The sequence below is a fragment of the Pseudomonas sp. FSL W5-0299 genome (assembly GCF_005930655.1).
Classification (GTDB): Bacteria; Pseudomonadota; Gammaproteobacteria; order Pseudomonadales; family Pseudomonadaceae; genus Aquipseudomonas; species Aquipseudomonas mandelii.
Window position 1 is genome coordinate 79,056 of sequence record NZ_RXHX01000007.1, and the last position, 16,662, is coordinate 95,717.

Annotated in this window: 16 protein-coding genes; 6 read left to right on the forward strand and 10 right to left on the reverse strand. The window is 61.8% G+C overall.

Features of this window, described 5'->3' with window-relative positions; genetic code table 11:
* Positions 1-5: 5 nt before the first annotated feature.
* Positions 6-317 (forward strand): Nif3-like dinuclear metal center hexameric protein, encoded by a 312-nt coding sequence (locus FHL16_RS11605; RefSeq protein ID WP_010463043.1) that lies wholly within the window; start codon positions 6-8, stop codon positions 315-317.
* A gap of 81 nt (positions 318-398) precedes the next feature.
* Here FHL16_RS11605 and nagE read toward each other — a convergent pair whose 3' ends face one another.
* The 7 genes from nagE to FHL16_RS11640 form a co-directional block, all read right to left on the reverse strand.
* Entirely contained in the window at positions 399-2,114 is a 1,716-nt protein-coding gene (nagE, locus tag FHL16_RS11610) for an N-acetylglucosamine-specific PTS transporter subunit IIBC (RefSeq protein WP_010463041.1), read from the reverse strand.
* 46 nt (positions 2,115-2,160) lie between these two features.
* Complete coding sequence (ptsP, locus tag FHL16_RS11615) at positions 2,161-4,677, reverse strand: phosphoenolpyruvate--protein phosphotransferase (protein WP_077748284.1); 2,517 nt, start codon at positions 4,675-4,677, stop codon at positions 2,161-2,163.
* Between the two features lie 35 nt (positions 4,678-4,712).
* The gene (locus tag FHL16_RS11620; RefSeq protein WP_010463037.1) at positions 4,713-5,723 is read right to left on the reverse strand and encodes an SIS domain-containing protein; all 1,011 of its coding nucleotides are present in this window, start codon (positions 5,721-5,723) and stop codon (positions 4,713-4,715) included.
* A complete protein-coding gene (gene nagA / locus FHL16_RS11625) occupies positions 5,716-6,822 on the reverse strand; it encodes an N-acetylglucosamine-6-phosphate deacetylase (RefSeq protein WP_077748285.1) in 1,107 nt (368 codons plus the stop codon). The genes FHL16_RS11620 and nagA overlap by 8 nt, the downstream gene beginning before the upstream one ends.
* Positions 6,823-6,853: 31 nt before the next feature.
* Positions 6,854-7,585 carry a GntR family transcriptional regulator gene (locus FHL16_RS11630; protein WP_010463034.1) on the reverse strand — a complete coding sequence of 244 codons (732 nt, stop codon included), beginning with the start codon at positions 7,583-7,585 and terminating at the stop codon, positions 6,854-6,856.
* Positions 7,586-8,030: 445 nt separating this feature from the next.
* The gene (locus tag FHL16_RS11635; RefSeq protein ID WP_077748286.1) at positions 8,031-8,534 is read right to left on the reverse strand and encodes a L,D-transpeptidase family protein; all 504 of its coding nucleotides are present in this window, start codon (positions 8,532-8,534) and stop codon (positions 8,031-8,033) included.
* 64 nt (positions 8,535-8,598) lie between these two features.
* Positions 8,599-9,150, reverse strand: coding sequence for an NUDIX hydrolase (locus tag FHL16_RS11640; protein ID WP_010463029.1), 552 nt, complete (start codon positions 9,148-9,150; stop codon positions 8,599-8,601).
* A gap of 217 nt (positions 9,151-9,367) precedes the next feature.
* Here FHL16_RS11640 and FHL16_RS11645 point away from each other — a divergent pair, with 217 nt between their 5' ends.
* The 5 genes from FHL16_RS11645 (at position 9,368) to purT (ending at position 12,733) form a co-directional block, all read left to right on the forward strand.
* Positions 9,368-9,967 carry a CoA pyrophosphatase gene (locus FHL16_RS11645; RefSeq protein WP_010463027.1) on the forward strand — a complete coding sequence of 200 codons (600 nt, stop codon included), beginning with the start codon at positions 9,368-9,370 and terminating at the stop codon, positions 9,965-9,967.
* Between the two features lie 54 nt (positions 9,968-10,021).
* Positions 10,022-10,546, forward strand: coding sequence for a gamma carbonic anhydrase family protein (locus FHL16_RS11650; RefSeq protein ID WP_007944857.1), 525 nt, complete (start codon positions 10,022-10,024; stop codon positions 10,544-10,546).
* Positions 10,543-10,758 (forward strand): DUF1289 domain-containing protein, encoded by a 216-nt coding sequence (locus FHL16_RS11655; protein ID WP_010463023.1) that lies wholly within the window; start codon positions 10,543-10,545, stop codon positions 10,756-10,758. Before FHL16_RS11650 ends, FHL16_RS11655 begins: the two co-directional genes overlap by 4 nt.
* Before the next feature lie 226 nt (positions 10,759-10,984).
* Positions 10,985-11,452 (forward strand): VUT family protein, encoded by a 468-nt coding sequence (locus tag FHL16_RS11660; RefSeq protein WP_077748287.1) that lies wholly within the window; start codon positions 10,985-10,987, stop codon positions 11,450-11,452.
* Positions 11,453-11,551: 99 nt separating this feature from the next.
* The gene (gene purT, locus FHL16_RS11665) at positions 11,552-12,733 is read left to right on the forward strand and encodes a formate-dependent phosphoribosylglycinamide formyltransferase (protein WP_010463020.1); all 1,182 of its coding nucleotides are present in this window, start codon (positions 11,552-11,554) and stop codon (positions 12,731-12,733) included.
* 104 nt (positions 12,734-12,837) lie between these two features.
* Here purT and FHL16_RS11670 read toward each other — a convergent pair whose 3' ends face one another.
* The 3 genes from FHL16_RS11670 to FHL16_RS11680 form a co-directional block, all read right to left on the reverse strand.
* Positions 12,838-14,151, reverse strand: a complete 1,314-nt coding sequence (locus FHL16_RS11670; RefSeq protein WP_010463018.1) for an MFS transporter — start codon at positions 14,149-14,151, stop codon at positions 12,838-12,840.
* Positions 14,152-14,459: 308 nt separating this feature from the next.
* Positions 14,460-15,692 carry a transporter associated domain-containing protein gene (locus tag FHL16_RS11675; RefSeq protein ID WP_077748288.1) on the reverse strand — a complete coding sequence of 411 codons (1,233 nt, stop codon included), beginning with the start codon at positions 15,690-15,692 and terminating at the stop codon, positions 14,460-14,462.
* 12 nt (positions 15,693-15,704) lie between these two features.
* Entirely contained in the window at positions 15,705-16,517 is an 813-nt protein-coding gene (locus tag FHL16_RS11680) for a cytochrome C assembly family protein (RefSeq protein WP_042932342.1), read from the reverse strand.
* Between the last annotated feature and the right edge of the window lie 145 nt (positions 16,518-16,662).

The following is a 16,662-nucleotide window of genomic DNA, read 5'->3' on the forward strand; positions in this document are numbered from 1 at the left end:
GGGCTGTGTACAAGCTCAGCTTTTTTGTTCCGGCCAGTCATGTCGAGTTGGTCAAGAGCGCTGTATTCGCTGCCGGTGGCGGGCGGATCGGGGCTTATGATCATTGCGCGTGGCAGGTGCTTGGGTTCGGCCAGTTTCGGCCTTTGGACGGCAGTCAGCCGTTTATCGGGGAAGCGGGGCAGGTCGAGCAGGTTGAGGAATGGAAGGTTGAGCTGGTGGTGGCGGATGAGTTGATCGTGGCCGTGGTGGCCGCGCTGAAACTCAGCCATCCCTATGAGACGCCGGCTTATGAAGTGTGGCGGTTGGAGGATTTCTGATCTTTCTGGCCGCTGTAAAAGAAACCCGCTGATGCAGATCAGCGGGTTTTTTATGTGTAGCGGGAATGACGCCCTATCAAATTAAACCTTGGCACTCACCTCACTGCGATTGACCAACGCCTCCAACGCGCCATTCAAACTCGGCGCCTTGTCACCAACCAGCAGGTGCCAGATGCCGCCTTCCAGCTGACTGACTCCCTGACAACCCAGCGCCTTCAAATCACTCTCTGACAACGCTTTGCCATCCGCCAGGTGCAGTCGAATCCGGGTCATGGCCACGCAATCCATCTGCAGCACGTTGTCCCCACCGCCCAAGGCATCCAGCCATTGCTGCGCTTCTGCATTTGCCACCGCCGCAGGTTTCGGTGCATCGATCACCGCGGGAGGAGAGGACACCAGCGCACGACCCAGCGCCGGCATCGCCAGACGAATTTCATCGGCAATGCTATCCGCCATCGGCCCGACCACCACCTGCAAGCTCCCGCCCTTGCCGGGACGCACGACCGCCATCGCCCCCAGTGCTTTCAACTCGGCATCGTTGGCCTTGTTGCGATCCACCATGTCCAGCCGCAACCGCGTCGTACACGCGCCCACGGTAATCAGATTCTGCGCCCCACCCAGTGCCTTGATGTATGCCCCGGCTCGTTCATTCTCGGTGACCACAATCTTGTCACCCGTCGGCACCTCTTCACGCCCTGGCGTCTTGAGGTTGAAGCGGCGAATGCAGAAATCAAACACCCCGTAATAGACCACCGCATACGCCAAGCCTACCGGCACCACTAGCCAGCCGTTGGTGGATTTCCCCCATCCGAGCACCATGTCGATGAAGCCGCCCGAGAAGGTGAAACCCAGGTGGATGTTCAGCGCATTGGTGATCGCCATCGACAACCCCGTCAGCAGCGCATGGAGCAAAAACAGAAACGGTGCGAGGAACATGAACGCAAATTCGATGGGTTCGGTGACGCCGGTCAGGAAGGAAGTCAGCGCCATCGACAGGAAGATCCCGCCCATGACTTTGCGGCGTTCCGGCAGGGCGTTGCGGTACATCGCCAGGCAGGCGGCGGGCAGGCCGAAGATCATCACCGGGAACATGCCGGTCATGAATTGGCCGCCCTTCGGATCACCGGCGAAGTAGCGCGACAGGTCGCCTGTGACCATGGCGCCCGTGGTCGGGTCGGTGAAGTTGCCGAAGACGAACCACGCCATGTTGTTGAGGATGTGGTGCAGGCCAGTGACGATCAGCAACCGGTTGAACACGCCGAAGACGAAGGCGCCGATGCTGCCGCTCTCCATCATCAGTGCGCCGAAACCGTTGATGCCGTGTTGGATCGGCGGCCAGATCAAACCGAAGATCACGCCCAGGCCGACGGCGGCGAAGCCGGTGACAATCGGCACGAAGCGCCGTCCGCCGAAGAACGCCAGGTACTCCGGCAGCTTGATGTCCTTGAAGCGGTTGTAGAGCGCGCCGGCCATCAAGCCGCTGACGATCCCGGCGAGCATGCCCATGTTGATGCTCGCATCCAACACCTTGAGCGTGGAGATCATCACCAGGTAACCAATCACCCCGGCGAGGCCTGCGGTGCCGTTGTTGTCCTTGGCGAAACCGACCGCGATGCCGATGGCGAAGATCATCGCCAGGTTGGCGAAGATCACCTGGCCGGCGTCATGGATGATGGCGATGTTCAGCAGGTCGGTGTCGCCCAGACGCAGCAACAGGCCGGCAATCGGCAGGATCGCGATCGGCAGCATCAACGCGCGGCCGAGACGTTGCAGGCCCTCGATGAAATATTGGTACATGGCGGTTCTCCCTGTGCTCTTTTTGTTTGAGAGGTGTTGTAGTTGTTCAGCTCAGAGGCCATTGCTGGTGACAGGCGTGACGCACCGCCCCGGCGCTGCTCAGCTTGAGCAGGTCGTGGCTGACGCTTCGGCATTGCGCGGCGTCGAGGTGGCGCACGCGATCCTTGATTTCACCGATCTGCACCGGGCTGACCGACAGCTCGCTGACGCCCAGGCCGATCAGGACCGGCGTGGCCAGCGGATCGGACGCGAGTGCGCCGCAGACGCCGACCCAACGGTTATGCACCGCCGCACCGGCGCAGGTCTGGGCGATCAGCCGCAGCAGGGCCGGGTGCATGGCGTCGACGCGCGAGGCGAGGCCTGCGTGGTCGCGGTCCATCGCCAGGGTGTATTGCGACAGATCGTTGGTGCCGATGGACAGGAAGTCCGCATGCTCTGCAAGCTGCTCGGCCAGCAGCGCAGCGGCCGGGACTTCGATCATCACCCCCAGCTCCGGGCGTTCATTTACCCCGAGTTCAAGGCACAACGCATCGAGGCGCTGGCGGATGTGCAGCAACTCATCGACCTCGGTCACCATCGGCAACAGGATCCGGCAGCGCGACAGCGGGCTGACGTGCAACAGTGCGCGCAGTTGCTGATCGAGTAATTCCGGCCGCACCTGAGCCAGGCGAATGCCGCGCAAGCCGAGCACCGGATTGGCTTCGACCGGCAATGGCAGGTAGTCGAGTTGCTTGTCGCCGCCAACGTCGATGGTTCGGATGATCACCGACTTGTCACCCATGGCGTCGAGCACGGCTTGATAGGCGAGGCGTTGCTCCTGTTCGTCCGGCGCGGTGTTGCGGTCGACAAACAGAAACTCGGTGCGCAGCAGACCGACGCCATCCGCGCCGTTGGCCAGCGCGTCTGCGGCTTCTGCGCTGGACGCGACATTGGCGGCGATTTCGATGTGCACGCCATCGCGTGTCAGTGCCGGGGTATGAGCCTGCGATTGTTGAAGCGCACGGCGTTGCTGATGATCGCGTTGCGCCTGATGCACGTCGGCCAGGCGTTCGGCCGTCGGCGCCCATTCGAGCCGACCACCGTCGGCGTCCAGCACCACCGCCTGGCCTTGTGCCTGATCCAGCAGCGCCGAACCCAGCGCCACCAGGCACGGCAAACCTTTACCCCGCGCCAGAATCGCGACGTGGGACGTCGCGCCACCCTCGGCCATGCACAACCCGGCGACCCCTTGCTCGCTCAGTTGCAGCAAGTCCGACGGCGTCAGCTCATGGGCGGCGACGATGGCGCCGGCCGGCACGTCGTAGTGCCAGGCTTCGCCGAGCAAGGCGCGCAGCACCCGTTGCTTGAGATCGCGCAGATCGTTGGCGCGTTCGGCCAGCAACGCGCTGCCGAGTTGTTGAAGGACGTCGCACTGCACGTCGATCGATTGGCTCCAGGCGTGCGTCGCGGCCATGCCTTGAGCGATGCAGGCGTTGGCCGCGTCCAGTAGCGCCGGGTCTTCGAGCAAGGCGAGGTGCGCGGTGAAAATCGCTTCTTCGTCAGTGTTTTTGTGTTTCCTGGCCTGGGCCAGGGTGTGCTCGATTTCGCCGCGCACGGAGGTCAGCGCGGTATCGAGGGCGTGCAGCTGTGGCTCGGGAGCGTGGTGGCCGGCATCCACCGGCAGGCTGATGGTATTCAAGCGAAACAAGGGGCCAGCGACCAGGCCGGGCGCGGCGCAAACGCCGTGCAGCACACCCGCTTCGGCAGTCCGAGTGCGTCGGGTGATCGGCGCAGGCGCAGCGGCATGGCTGTCTTCGGCCAACGCCGTGGACAAGGCGATCAGCAACGCTTGCAATGCCGCCTCGGCGTCCGGGCCCTGGCAGCTGACCTGAACCTCATCCTGCTCGCCGACGGCCAGGCTCATGAGCCCGATCAAGCTGTCACAGGTCGCCGATTTGCCAGCGAAATGCAGCTGCGATTTGCTCTTGAACCCTTGTGCGGTCTGACGAATCAGCGCAGCAGGGCGAGCATGCAGACCGCCACGATGAGCGATGCGCACGTGGCCGAAATGCGCTTCAGCCGAAAGGTCCGCCTCTGCCTGGGCGCCCGGCGCCGCCCGGCGAATGATGTGCAGCAGCGGGTCGCCGACTTTGACCGATTTCAGCGTGATGGGCCGCGCCTGAAACTCCTGGCTGTTGGTCAGGATCATCAGGCTGACCAGGCTTTTGCACTGCTGCGCGACCTTGTCCAGGTCATAGCGCAGCAACGGTTGGCCATTGCTGACGCGGGCGCCTTCCTTGACCAGCATAGAGAAGCCTTCGCCCTGCAACTCGACGGTGTCGAGGCCCAGGTGCAGGAGCAATTCGGCACCGTTGTCGGCACGCAAGGTGACGGCGTGACCGCTACGGGCTACGTGCACCACGACGCCGGCGCAGGGGGCGTGAAGGGTGTCGTTCAGTGGATCGATCGCGATACCGTCGCCCATCGCGCCGCTGGCGAACACCGGGTCCGGGACTTTGGCGAGCGTGAGCACCGGACCGCTGAGCGGGGCGCTGAGGGTCAGCTCTTTATTGTTGTTATGCATGGCTCGGTCTCATCAGGAAATCGTTCGGGGCGGACTTAGTGCGTGCGCGTCACTTTGCTCAAATGCCGCGGCTGGTCCGGGTCCATGCCGCGGGCCACGGCCAAACCGGCGGCCATGACGTAGAAACTCTGGATCGCCAGAATCGGGTCCAGGGCCGGGTGTTCGGCGCGGGTCAGCGTGAGGTCACGTTCGGCAATGTCGTCCGGTGCCGCCAGCAGAACGCGCGCGCCGCGCTGGCGCATGTCGGCAGCAAGGCTCAGCAAACCGGCCTGCTCGGCACCCCGTGGAGCGAAGATCAGCAAGGGATAATTCTCGTCGATCAATGCCATCGGGCCGTGACGCACTTCGGCGCTGCTGAAGGCTTCGGCTTGAATCGCCGAGGTTTCCTTGAACTTGAGGGCTGCTTCCTGAGCGATGGCAAAACCGGCACCGCGGCCGATTACCATCAAGCGTTGGCAATCGCGCAGGGCGTCGATGGCCAGGCTCCAATCCTGTTGCGCCGCCTCGCGCAGACCTTCCGGCAAGGCGTTGCCGGCTTCGAGCAATTCCACGTCTTCTTTCCAGTGGGCGATCAGACGGGCGCTGGCGCTGAGGGTGGCGATGAAACTCTTGGTGGCGGCAACGCTGCTTTCTGTTCCCGCGCACAGCGGCAGGCTGAATTCGCACGCGGCTTCCAGCGGCGAGCTTTCGGCGTTGACCAGGGCAATGCTCAGGGCCCCGCGTTTGCGTAACAGGCGCAGGCTGTTCACCAGATCCGGACTTTGCCCCGACTGCGAGAACGCGAACGCCACTTGGCCGCTGACCTTCAATGGTGCTTGCAGCATGGTCACCACCGACATCGGCAGCGACGCCACCGGGTAGCCCAGTTGCTGCATGGTCAGGTAGGCGAAGTAACTGGCGGCGTGGTCTGAACTGCCGCGAGCGACGGTCATCACGACTTGCGGCGGCTGACGGCGCAGGCGCCCGGCGATCTCGATCATCTGCGGGTCGAGTTGCTGCAGTTGGGCTTGCACGGCCTCGAACGAGGACAGCGCCTCTTCAAGCATTTTTGAAGTCAATGTCTTCTCCTTCGACCATGACGGCGGTGAGTGTGAGTGAGCGATCCAGCCGCACGCAGTCGGCCCAGCTGCCGGGTTGCAGGCGGCCGCGTTCTTCGAGGCCGAGGTAATCGGCGGGGAATTGCGAAAGACGTTGCGACGCCTCGGCGATCGGCAGACCGATTTTCACCAGGTTGCGCAGGGCCTGATCCATGGTCAGTGTGCTGCCGGCCAGGGTGCCGTCGGGCAAGCGCACGCCGCCCAGGCACTTGGTGACCGTGTGGCTGCCGAGCTTGTATTCGCCGTCCGGCATGCCGGCGGCGGCGGTGGAATCGGTGACGCAATACAGGCACGGGATCGCGCGCAGGGCGACCCGCATGGCGCCGGGGTGCACGTGCAGCAAATCCGGGATCAGCTCCGCGTATTTGGCGTGGGCCAGCGCCGCACCGACGATGCCCGGCTCGCGGTGATGCAACGGGCTCATGGCGTTGTAGAGGTGAGTGAAACTGCTGGCGCCGGCCGCGAGCGCGGCGACGCCTTCCTCGTAACTGCCAAGCGTGTGACCGATCTGCATGCGAATGCCACGCGCACTGAGGGTGCGGATCAAGGCGTCGTGGCCGGCGATTTCCGGGGCGATGGTGATCACGCGGATCGGTGCCAGCGTGAGGTAGTCCTCGACTTCGGCCATCAGCGCGGTATGGGCAAAGTTCGGCTGGGCGCCGAGTTTGCCGGGGTTGATGTACGGGCCTTCCAGGTGCACGCCGAGCACCCGGGCACAGCCTTCCGGCCGCTGCTCGCAGAACTCGCCGACGGCTTTGAGCACGCTGGAAATCTCCTCCGGCGGCGCCGTCATGGTGGTCGCCAGCAGCGACGTGGTGCCGAAACGCACGTGGGTCTTGCTGATGGTTTCGAAGGCGGTTGCGCCTTCCATGATGTCCTTGCCGCCGCCGCCATGGACGTGCAGGTCGATGAAGCCGGGCAGCAGATAGGGCAAGTCGTTGTCGGCCGGATCGCACGGCACGCCTTCGATGGACATGACCTTGCCGTGTTCGTGAATCAGCCGGCCGCGAACCCAGCCGTGGGCGGTGAGGATGTTGTCTTCGGACATGATCGGTTCTCGGTTTTAGCGGCGAAGCGGGTTAGCGACGAAGCTCTGCAACAAAGTCGTAGTAGTCGTTGCGGCAGTAGGTGTCGGTGACTTCGATTGGCGTGTTGTCTTCCAGGTAGCCGACCCGGGTCATCAGCAGCATGGCGGTGCCAGGGGCGATGCCGACGAGGGCGGCGAATTCGTCCGAGGCGTTGATCGCCTGAATGTGCTGCAAGGCGCGGACGATCGGTTTGCCGATGCCGTCGAGGTATTCGTAGAGCGAATCACCCACCGCTTGCGGCTTGGGAATGATCGAGGCGGGCAGGGTGCTCATCTCGATCGCCATCACCGTGTCGTCGGCTTTGCGCAGACGTTTGAGCCGCGCGACCTTGTCGTTGGGCGAGAGGCCGAGGCGGATCAGTTCTTCGTGGGTCGGCGGGGTGATCTCGCGTTCCAGCCATTGCGAGCCGGGAACGAAGCCCTTGAGGCGCAGCATCTCGCTGAAACCCGAGAGGCGCGACAGCGGTTGTTCCAGGCGCGGCGTGATGAACGTGCCGGAGCCTTGGTTGCGGCGGATCAGACCCTGTTCGAACAAGACTTCCAGTGCCTTGCGGGCAGTGACGCGGGAGATGCCCAGCAGCTCGCTGAGGTTGCGCTCCGAAGGCATGGCCTGCTCGGCTTTCCACTGCCCGGCATGGATCGCCGCTTCCAGATTGCGCGCCAGTTGCAGGTAGAGGGGCGTGGGCTGGGTGTCGTCAGGGCGTAGGGCCTGGAGGTCATTCATGTCAGGGATGTCCGATGCGGATATTGGAGTGTTGTGTTCCGCGAATGGCCGAAAATTAATACCACTTGAATACCATGTCAATGCCAGTATTTTGCCGTTGGCGTGGGAAAGGCGGCCCTGTTGAGTGCGGGAAATGGGGTTTGGTATCAAGTGGTATTAGAGGTGGGGGTTTTGAGCGCAAAGATCGCAGCCTGGGGTAACGCTTGCCGGGGAGATTGGTATCTTCCCGGCAGTCATTACTGCAGGCGGCGATCTTTTGAATTTATTTTTCGAGGAGCGACCGAAGGTAGCGCTAAGAAGAAGGACTCGGTGCTTTTGTGGCGAGGGAGCTTGCTCCCGCTGGGCTGCGAAGCAGTCCTGAAATCAGCAAATGCGGTGTCAGGTCATTTTTTGGGGCCGCTTCGCAGCCCAGCGGGAGCAAGCTCCCTCGCCACAGGTAAAGGGGTTACGGGCGAATCTCGATCATCGTGCCATCCGGCACCAGGCCCCAGACCTCACGCATGTCCATGTTGCGCATGGCAATGCAGCCGTCGGTCCAGTCCAGGGTGTGGAACAGGTCTTCCGGGTTTTCTTCGGTATCTGGTGTGCCATGGATCATGATCATGCTCCCCGGATCGACGCCTTCACGCCGGGCGCGGACAGCGTCGCTGATGTTGGGGTAGGAGATGTGCATCGACAGATTGAATTTATCGCTGACCTTGCGCCAGTCCAGCCAGTAAAAACCTTCAGGCGTGCGTCTATCGCCTTCCATCAGCTTTTGGCCTTTCGGATTTCTGCCCAGGGAAATGCGGTAGGTCTTGAGCGGCTTGCCGTCATTGATCAATTGCAATTGGTGGGCGGATTTGAGCACCAAAACTTTTTCGATGACTTTGCCGTTCAGGGTTTCCGCAACGGAAGCCTGTGACAGAGTGACGAACGACAAGCAAACCACGGCAAGCAACCAGCGCATTGAAACGATATCCCTGAAAGGTGTCGCGACTATTTAGTTATAGGTGATTCTGGAGCCAGGAGCTTTAGGTGATGGCAGGCTGAGCAAGCGGCGGGATCGACTCGGACCGCACGGGGTAGACCTCGGTCCGCCGGTCAGCGAAGAAGCATTCTAAGGTACGACCCACCGTGCGGAAAGCCAACTCGGACCACGGGATGTCGGCTTCGTCGAAAAGCTGCACTTCCAGGCTCTCGGGGCCGGCAGAAAAATCCGGGTCCACCAGCTCCGCGCGAAAGAACACATGCACCTGACTGATGTGCGGCACGTCGATCAACGTATAGATGCTCAGGTTGCGCACCCGCGCACAGGCTTCCTCGGCGGTCTCGCGAATGGCCGCCTGCTCGATGGTTTCACCGTTTTCCATGAAACCGGCGGGCAGGGTCCAGTAACCGAGCCGAGGCTCGATGGCGCGTCGGCACAGCAACACTTTCGAGCCCCAGGTCGCCACGCAGCCGGCGACGATATTGGGGTTCTGATAGTGAATCGCCTGACAGCTGTCACAGACAAAACGCAGGCGCGAGTCGCCTTCGGGAATGCGTTGGGTGACCGGGTTACCGCACTGACTGCAAAATTTCATGCTGGGGTTCCTGAATGCTGCGCCTATCTTGGCGTGCGGCGGTGTCTGTCGGCAAGTTGTCGTTTAGCGACATGCAGTGGTTATGGGGTTGGGCGGCCGGTTCGATTGGTGCATGATGCATAGGGTCTGTTGACGTTTGCTGACGAACTGCGTTGGCGCGCAACGCGGTTGTCAGCAAACGTCAACAGACCCTACGGCCAACAGATCGAGAAGACTCATGCTGGACGAGCTACTGCATCGAGTAAGCAACCACACCCCACGCACAATGGAAACCGACAAACGTTTCCCCGAAGCCGCGGTATTGGTACCCATCACCCGTAGTGACGAACCGGAGCTGGTTCTGACCCTGCGCGCCAGCGGGCTCTCGACCCATGGCGGTGAAGTCGCCTTTCCGGGTGGGCGGCGCGACCCCGAAGACCCGGATCTTATTTTCACCGCGCTACGGGAGGCTGAAGAAGAAATCGGCTTGCCACCGGGGCTGGTCGAGGTGATCGGCCCGCTGAGCCCGTTGATCTCCCTGCATGGCATCAAGGTCACGCCGTATGTCGGAGTGATTCCGGGTTTTGTCGAGTACCTGGCCAACGATGCCGAGATCGCCGCCGTGTTCAGTGTGCCTCTGGAGTTTTTCCGTGAGGACCCAAGGGAGCACACCCACCGCATCGATTACCAGGGGCGCAGTTGGTACGTGCCGAGTTATCGTTACGGCGAATATAAAATCTGGGGCCTGACGGCAATCATGATTGTCGAGTTGATCAACCTGCTCTATGACGCCGACATCAGCCTGCACCACCCGCCCAAAAGCTTTATCAATACTTGAAGCCATCGTTCGTATGGCGTGAACCGCGGCTGCCTGAGCCTTGAGGACAACAAGATGAAATATCGCCTGGGCGATGCCCGCGTCGAAACCCATCCGCAGAGCTGGGTTGCACCCAATGCCGTGCTGGTGGGCAAGGTCAAACTGGAAGAGGGCGCCAACGTCTGGTTCAACGCCGTGTTGCGTGGCGACAACGAATTGATCCTGATTGGCAAGAACAGCAACGTCCAGGACGGCACGGTGATGCACACGGACATGGGCTACCCGCTGACCATCGGCACCGGCGTGACCATCGGCCACAACGCCATGCTTCACGGCTGCACCGTGGGCGATTACAGCCTGATCGGTATTAATGCAGTGATTCTCAACGGCGCGAAAATCGGCAAGAACTGCATCATCGGCGCCAACTCGCTGATCGGCGAGGGCAAGGAGATTCCCGACGGTTCGCTGGTCATGGGCTCGCCCGGCAAAGTGGTCCGTGAACTGACCGAGCAGCAAAAGAAAATGCTGGAGGCCAGCGCCGCGCACTATGTGCACAATTCGCAGCGTTACGCCCGTGATCTGGTCGAGCAGGAAGAATGAACGCCACCGAACGACCGGTCCTCTCGCCATGCGTGAACATCTGCGCGTTGGACGAAGATGATATTTGCACCGGGTGTCAGCGCACGGTCGAAGAAATCACGCGCTGGAGTCGCATGGACAACGAAGAACGCCGCAGGGTGTTGGGGCTGTGCCATGAGCGGGCCAAGTCGAGCGGGTTGATCTGGATGTTGCCTTCCAGATCCGATTCCTGAGCCTTGTGAGCTTTTGTGGCTGATGAGGTTTTTTTGGCGAGGGAGCTTGCTCCCGCCGGGCTGCGAAGCAGCCCCATAGCTGACAAACACATTCAACCTGACACACCGCGCCCCCTGACTTCAGGGCCGCTGCGCGACCCAGCGGGAGCAAGCGCCCTCGCCACAGGTTATTTGTAAAGCCGAGATGGTAATCTGTGCGCCAAATTGACAGGTATCCCGCCACCTCATGCTCTTCCTGATCGCCTATATCAGCAGCGTCGTGCTGATCAACTACGCCTTCTCCACCGCCCCGCACCTGGACATCATCTGGTCGGCCTGGGGCGGGTTGGTGTTTGTCCTGCGCGACATGGTGCAAACCCGCTTCGGCCACGGCGCGATCGCGGCGATGCTCGCAGCGTTGGTCCTGTCCTATGTCACCTCCGATCCGTCCATCGCGCTGGCCAGCGCCACGGCCTTCGCGGTGTCCGAATGCATCGACTGGCTGGTGTTCAGCATCACCAAGCGTCCGTTGCACGATCGCCTGTGGATAAGTTCGGCCCTGAGCATTCCCCTCGACACCTTCATCTTCTTCGGCATGATCGATGCTTTCACCCCGGCCGTAATCCTTACCGCCATGGGCTCGAAGTTCGCCGGCGTGACGGTCGTGTGGCTGATCATGGCCTGGCGCTTGCGCAAACAGGCTGTCGCCAGCTGAAGCCAAACCTTGCGGTTCATGTAAAATGCCGCGCTTTCTCCCCATGGGAAGCGCGCCAGGCGCCGCGACCCTCGATGATCCGCTTCTTGAGGACCTGAGATGACCCGTATCGGAACTCCATTGTCGCCAACCGCGACCCGCGTATTGCTGTGTGGCTGTGGTGAGTTGGGCAAGGAAGTGGTAATCGAGCTGCAACGCCTGGGCGTTGAAGTGATTGCCGTCGACCGTTACGCCAACGCGCCGGCCATGCAAGTTGCGCATCGCAGCCACGTTATCAATATGCTCGACGGCGCCGCCCTGCGTGCCGTGATCGAAGCCGAAAAGCCGCACTTTATCGTGCCGGAAATCGAAGCCATCGCCACCGCGACCCTCGTGGAACTGGAAGCCGAAGGCTTCACCGTGATCCCGACCGCTCGCGCCGCGCAGCTGACCATGAACCGTGAGGGCATCCGTCGCCTGGCCGCCGAAGAGCTGGACCTGCCGACCTCGCCATACCATTTCGCCGACACTTTCGAGGACTACAGCAAGGCCGTCCAGGATCTGGGCTTCCCGTGCGTGGTCAAGCCAGTGATGAGTTCGTCGGGCAAAGGCCAGAGCCTGCTGCGCAGCGCCGATGACGTGAAAACCGCTTGGGATTACGCTCAGGAAGGTGGCCGCGCCGGTAAAGGTCGCGTGATCATCGAAGGCTTTATCGACTTCGACTACGAAATCACTCTGTTGACCGTGCGTCACGTCGGCGGCACGACCTTCTGCGCACCCGTCGGTCACCGGCAGGAGAAGGGCGACTATCAGGAATCCTGGCAGCCACAAGCCATGAGCCCGATTGCCCTGGCCGAATCCGAGCGCGTTGCCAAAGCCGTCACCGAAGCACTGGGCGGTCGTGGCCTGTTTGGCGTCGAACTGTTCATCAAAGGTGATCAGGTGTGGTTCAGCGAAGTGTCGCCGCGCCCGCATGACACCGGTCTGGTCACCCTGATTTCCCAGGACCTGTCGCAGTTCGCGCTGCACGCACGGGCGATCCTGGGCCTGCCGATTCCGTTGATTCGCCAGTTCGGGCCATCGGCGTCGGCGGTGATTCTGGTGGAAGGGCAGTCGACCCAGACTGCGTTCGCCAACCTCGGTGCTGCGTTGAGCGAACCGGATACGGCGCTGCGTCTGTTTGGCAAACCAGAGGTCAATGGCCAGCGCCGGATGGGCGTGGCGTTGGCGCGGGATGAGTCGATCGAAGCGGCTCGTGCCAAGGCAACCCGTGCTTCTCAGGCTGTCGTGGTAGAGCTGTAAACCGAGGCGCGGCAGGCTAGCTCCCACAGGGTTATTGGTTGGTCACAGATTTTGTGTACACCCAATTTCCATGGGGGAGCCAGCCTGCTGGCGATGCTTCTGCTTCAGGTCACCCGATTCAAATCGTTATGCCGCGTCTCCTTCAGGCACAGCACCGCAATCAAGCTCAGCACCGCCGCCCCAGACACATACCCTCCGACATAACTCAGACCGCCCATCGCCACCAGTTTCTGCGCGAAAAACGGCGCTGCCGAGGCCCCGACGATTCCGCCCAGGTTGTAGGCTGCGGACGCGCCGGTATACCGCACATGCGTTGGAAACAGCTCCGGCAGCAACGCGCCCATCGGTGCAAACGTCACGCCCATCAGAAACAGCTCGATGCACAGGAAAAGCGCCACGCCCCAGGTCGAGCCTTGGGTCAGCAGCGGTTCCATCAAGAATCCCGACAGGATCGCCAAGACGCCGCCAATGATCAGCACCGGTTTGCGCCCGTAGCGGTCGCTGGCCCAGGCTGACAACGGCGTGGCGGCGGCCATGAACAGGACGGCGAAGCACAGCAGCCCAAGGAAGGTTTCGCGGCTGTAGCCGAGTGTCGACACGCCGTAGCTCAATGAAAACACCGTCGAGATGTAGAACAGCGCGTAGCACACGACCATCGACCCTGCCCCCAGCAACATCGGTACCCAGTACTGGCTGAACAGCTCGACCAGCGGGATCTTCACTCGCTCCTGACGTGCCATGGCGTTGGCAAACACCGGGGTTTCGTGGAGTTTGAGGCGCACATACAGGCCCACCATCACCAGCGCGGCGCTGAGCAGAAACGGAATCCGCCAGCCCCAAGAGCGGAACTGCTCGTCATTCAGGGTCATGGCGAGCGTCAGGAACAGACCGTTAGCCGCCAGAAAGCCAATCGAGGGGCCGAGCTGCGGGAACATGCCGAACCAGGCGCGCTTGCCCTTGGGCGCATTCTCCGTCGCCAGCAGGGCCGCACCGCCCCATTCGCCGCCCAGCCCAAGGCCTTGGCCGAACCGCAGCACGCAGAGCAGGATCGGCGCCCAGGCTCCGATGCTGTCATAACCCGGCAATACGCCGATCAACGTGGTGCACACACCCATCAATAGCAGCGAAGCGACCAATGTCGATTTGCGCCCGATGCGGTCACCGAAGTGCCCAAACAGCGCCGATCCCAAGGGGCGGGCAAGGAATGCGATGCCGAAGGTGAGGAACGCCGACAGCATCTGGGCGGTGCCGGAGGTCTGCGGAAAGAACACCGGACCGATCACCAGCGCCGCAGCGGTGGCATAGACGTAGAAGTCGTAAAATTCGATGGCGGTGCCGATAAAACTCGCCGTGGCCACGCGGGTGGCGGAGTTCGTCGGTTGGGTAGGCGCGTCGCTATAAGTCGTGCTGGTCGTCATGCGGTTATCCCTGACAGTCATGTGCCCCAGTGGAGCGAATTATTATGGTCGAACACCCAGGGATGTGGGAGTGAGGCGCGGCCGCTGTTCAAGGTAGGAACAGTCGTCGGTGTGGTGCGGAAAGTGCCGATGGTCTGGCCGGAACCTGCTGCGTGCGGGGTAAGCACGTGGTCCGGCCGGGGCTTGGGTAAGCGGATTCGATTATAGGAAGGTGGCTAACGATCTAACAAGGGGCTTGGGATTGGCGAGGTCTTTGTGGCGAGGGGGCGTTCCGACAAGCCTCTCGCCACGGTGTTATGTGTCCGACATCAAATCACTGTCGGAACGGAGCTGGTATGCCAGATCAAAACCTGAGTAACCCGATTGTCTTCCGTCTCCAGAATTTCCAGCCGATAACGCCCGATCTTCAGGCATACCGCACTGTCCGGAATGGTCTCCAGTGCCTCGGTCACCAAGCCGTTCAGGGTTTTCGGGCCGTCGCTGGGCAGGTGCCAGCCCAGGCTCTTGTTCAATTCGCGAATCGACGCCGCACCTTCGATCATCAGTCGGCCATCGGCCTGCGGGTGGATGTGCGGGTTGTCCAGGCTGTGCTGACTTTCGAATTCGCCGACGATTTCTTCGAGAATGTCTTCCAGGGTCACGATGCCAAGTACTTCGCCGTACTCGTCGACCACCATGCCCAGGCGCCGCTGCTGTTTGTGGAAATTCAAGAGTTGCAGTTGCAACGGCGTGCTTTCCGGCACGAAGTACGGTTCGTGGCTGGCGGCCAGCAACGCTTCCAGGGTCAGGCTCGCATCGGGTAGCAAGTGACGGATCTGCCGGGTATTGAGCACGGCTTCGACCTGATTGATGTCGCTGTGAAACACCGGCAGGCGGGTGCGCTTGTTGTTGCGCAGTTGCTCGACGATCTCTGCGAGGGAGTCGTCGAGATTGATCCCGTCGACGTCACTTCGCGGCACCAGAATGTCGTTGACCGTGATGTTGTCGAGCGCGTGGATGCCCGTCAGCGGGTGAGGGCGGCAGACAGCTTCGTGATCGTCCTTGCGCTCGGTGGGGCTCTCGTCTTCGCTCTGTTGCACCACCTTGGCCTTGCGGGCAAACGGTCGCATCAGCAGCCGGGTGAAGCCATTGAGCAGCCAGGCGGCCGGGTAGATGATTTTCAGCGGCGCACCGAGCAGTGTGTTGCCCAGGGCCAGGACGGCGTCGGGATAGCGCACGGCGAGGGCGCGCGGCAGGTAGTCGGCGAACACCAGAAGCGCGATCCCGGCACCCAGGCAGGCAATCCACGGGCCGTTTTCCGCCCAGATGAAGATCGCCAGCAAGGTGCTGATGACCACTGCCAGTGCGCGGCACAGGGTATTGCAGAAGATCAGGCTGTTGAGCGGGAAGCTGAGCTTCGCGACCGGTTTGTCGCTGGAACGCGAGGCGGTGCGCTGGGCCAGCAAATGCTGTTGTGCGGATTCGATGGCGGTAAACAGCCCCGACCATAAAATCAGCAGGGCCAATACCGCGAGCATCGGCCCTATGGGCAAGTCGTCCATTAATGCCGCCCGTCAGATGTGCAGGATGTATTCACGGACCAGCTTACTGCCGAAGTACGCCAGCATCAGCAGGCAGAAACCGGCGAGGGTCCAGCGAATGGCCTTGTGTCCGCGCCAGCCGAGGCGGTTACGTCCCCATAGCAGCACGCTGAAGACGATCCAGGCCAGGCAAGCCAGCAAGGTTTTGTGCACCAGATGCTGGGCAAACAGGTTGTCGACAAACAGCCAGCCAGAGAGCAGCGATAACGACAGCAGGGTCCAGCCGGCCCAAAGGAAGCCGAACAGCAGGCTTTCCATGGTTTGCAGCGGCGGGAAGTTCTTGATCAGGCCCGACGGGTGTTTGTGCTTGAGCTGATGGTCTTGCACCAGCAGCAGCAAGGCTTGAAACATCGCGATGGTGAACATGCCGTAAGCGAGGATCGACAGCAGGATGTGCGCGAGAATGCCCGGCTCTTCGTCGATGACCTGTACCGTGCCGGCAGGGGCGAACTGCGCCAGCAGCACCGTGGCGGCACCGAGCGGGAACAGCAATATAAGCAGGTTTTCCACCGGGATCCGCGAACAGGCCAGCAGGGTCAGGGCGATGACTGCCGCCGCAATCAGGCTGGCGGCGCTGAAAAAGTCCAGTCCCAGGCCGATCGGGGTCAGCAGGTGGGCGAACAGGCTGGCACTGTGAGCCAGCACGGCAAGCACGCCAAGCGTGACCAGCAGGCGTTTGTTCGCCTTGGCACCAGTGGCCAGGCGAGTGCCTTGATAGATAGTCGCAGCGGCATATAAGCAGGCGGCGGCGAGGGTAGTCAGCATACTGGGTGACAAGGGGAGCATAAATCCTGTTAGGCAAGCCCGAAAGGCGCTGAGTTTGGCATAGAACCCCCGCAGCACGAAAGACCATGCAACCTGACGACGAGGTGTCCGCCAGACGCAGTCTTCGCTATAATCCGCGGCCTGCCCACGCCGCAGGCTCGCCGAG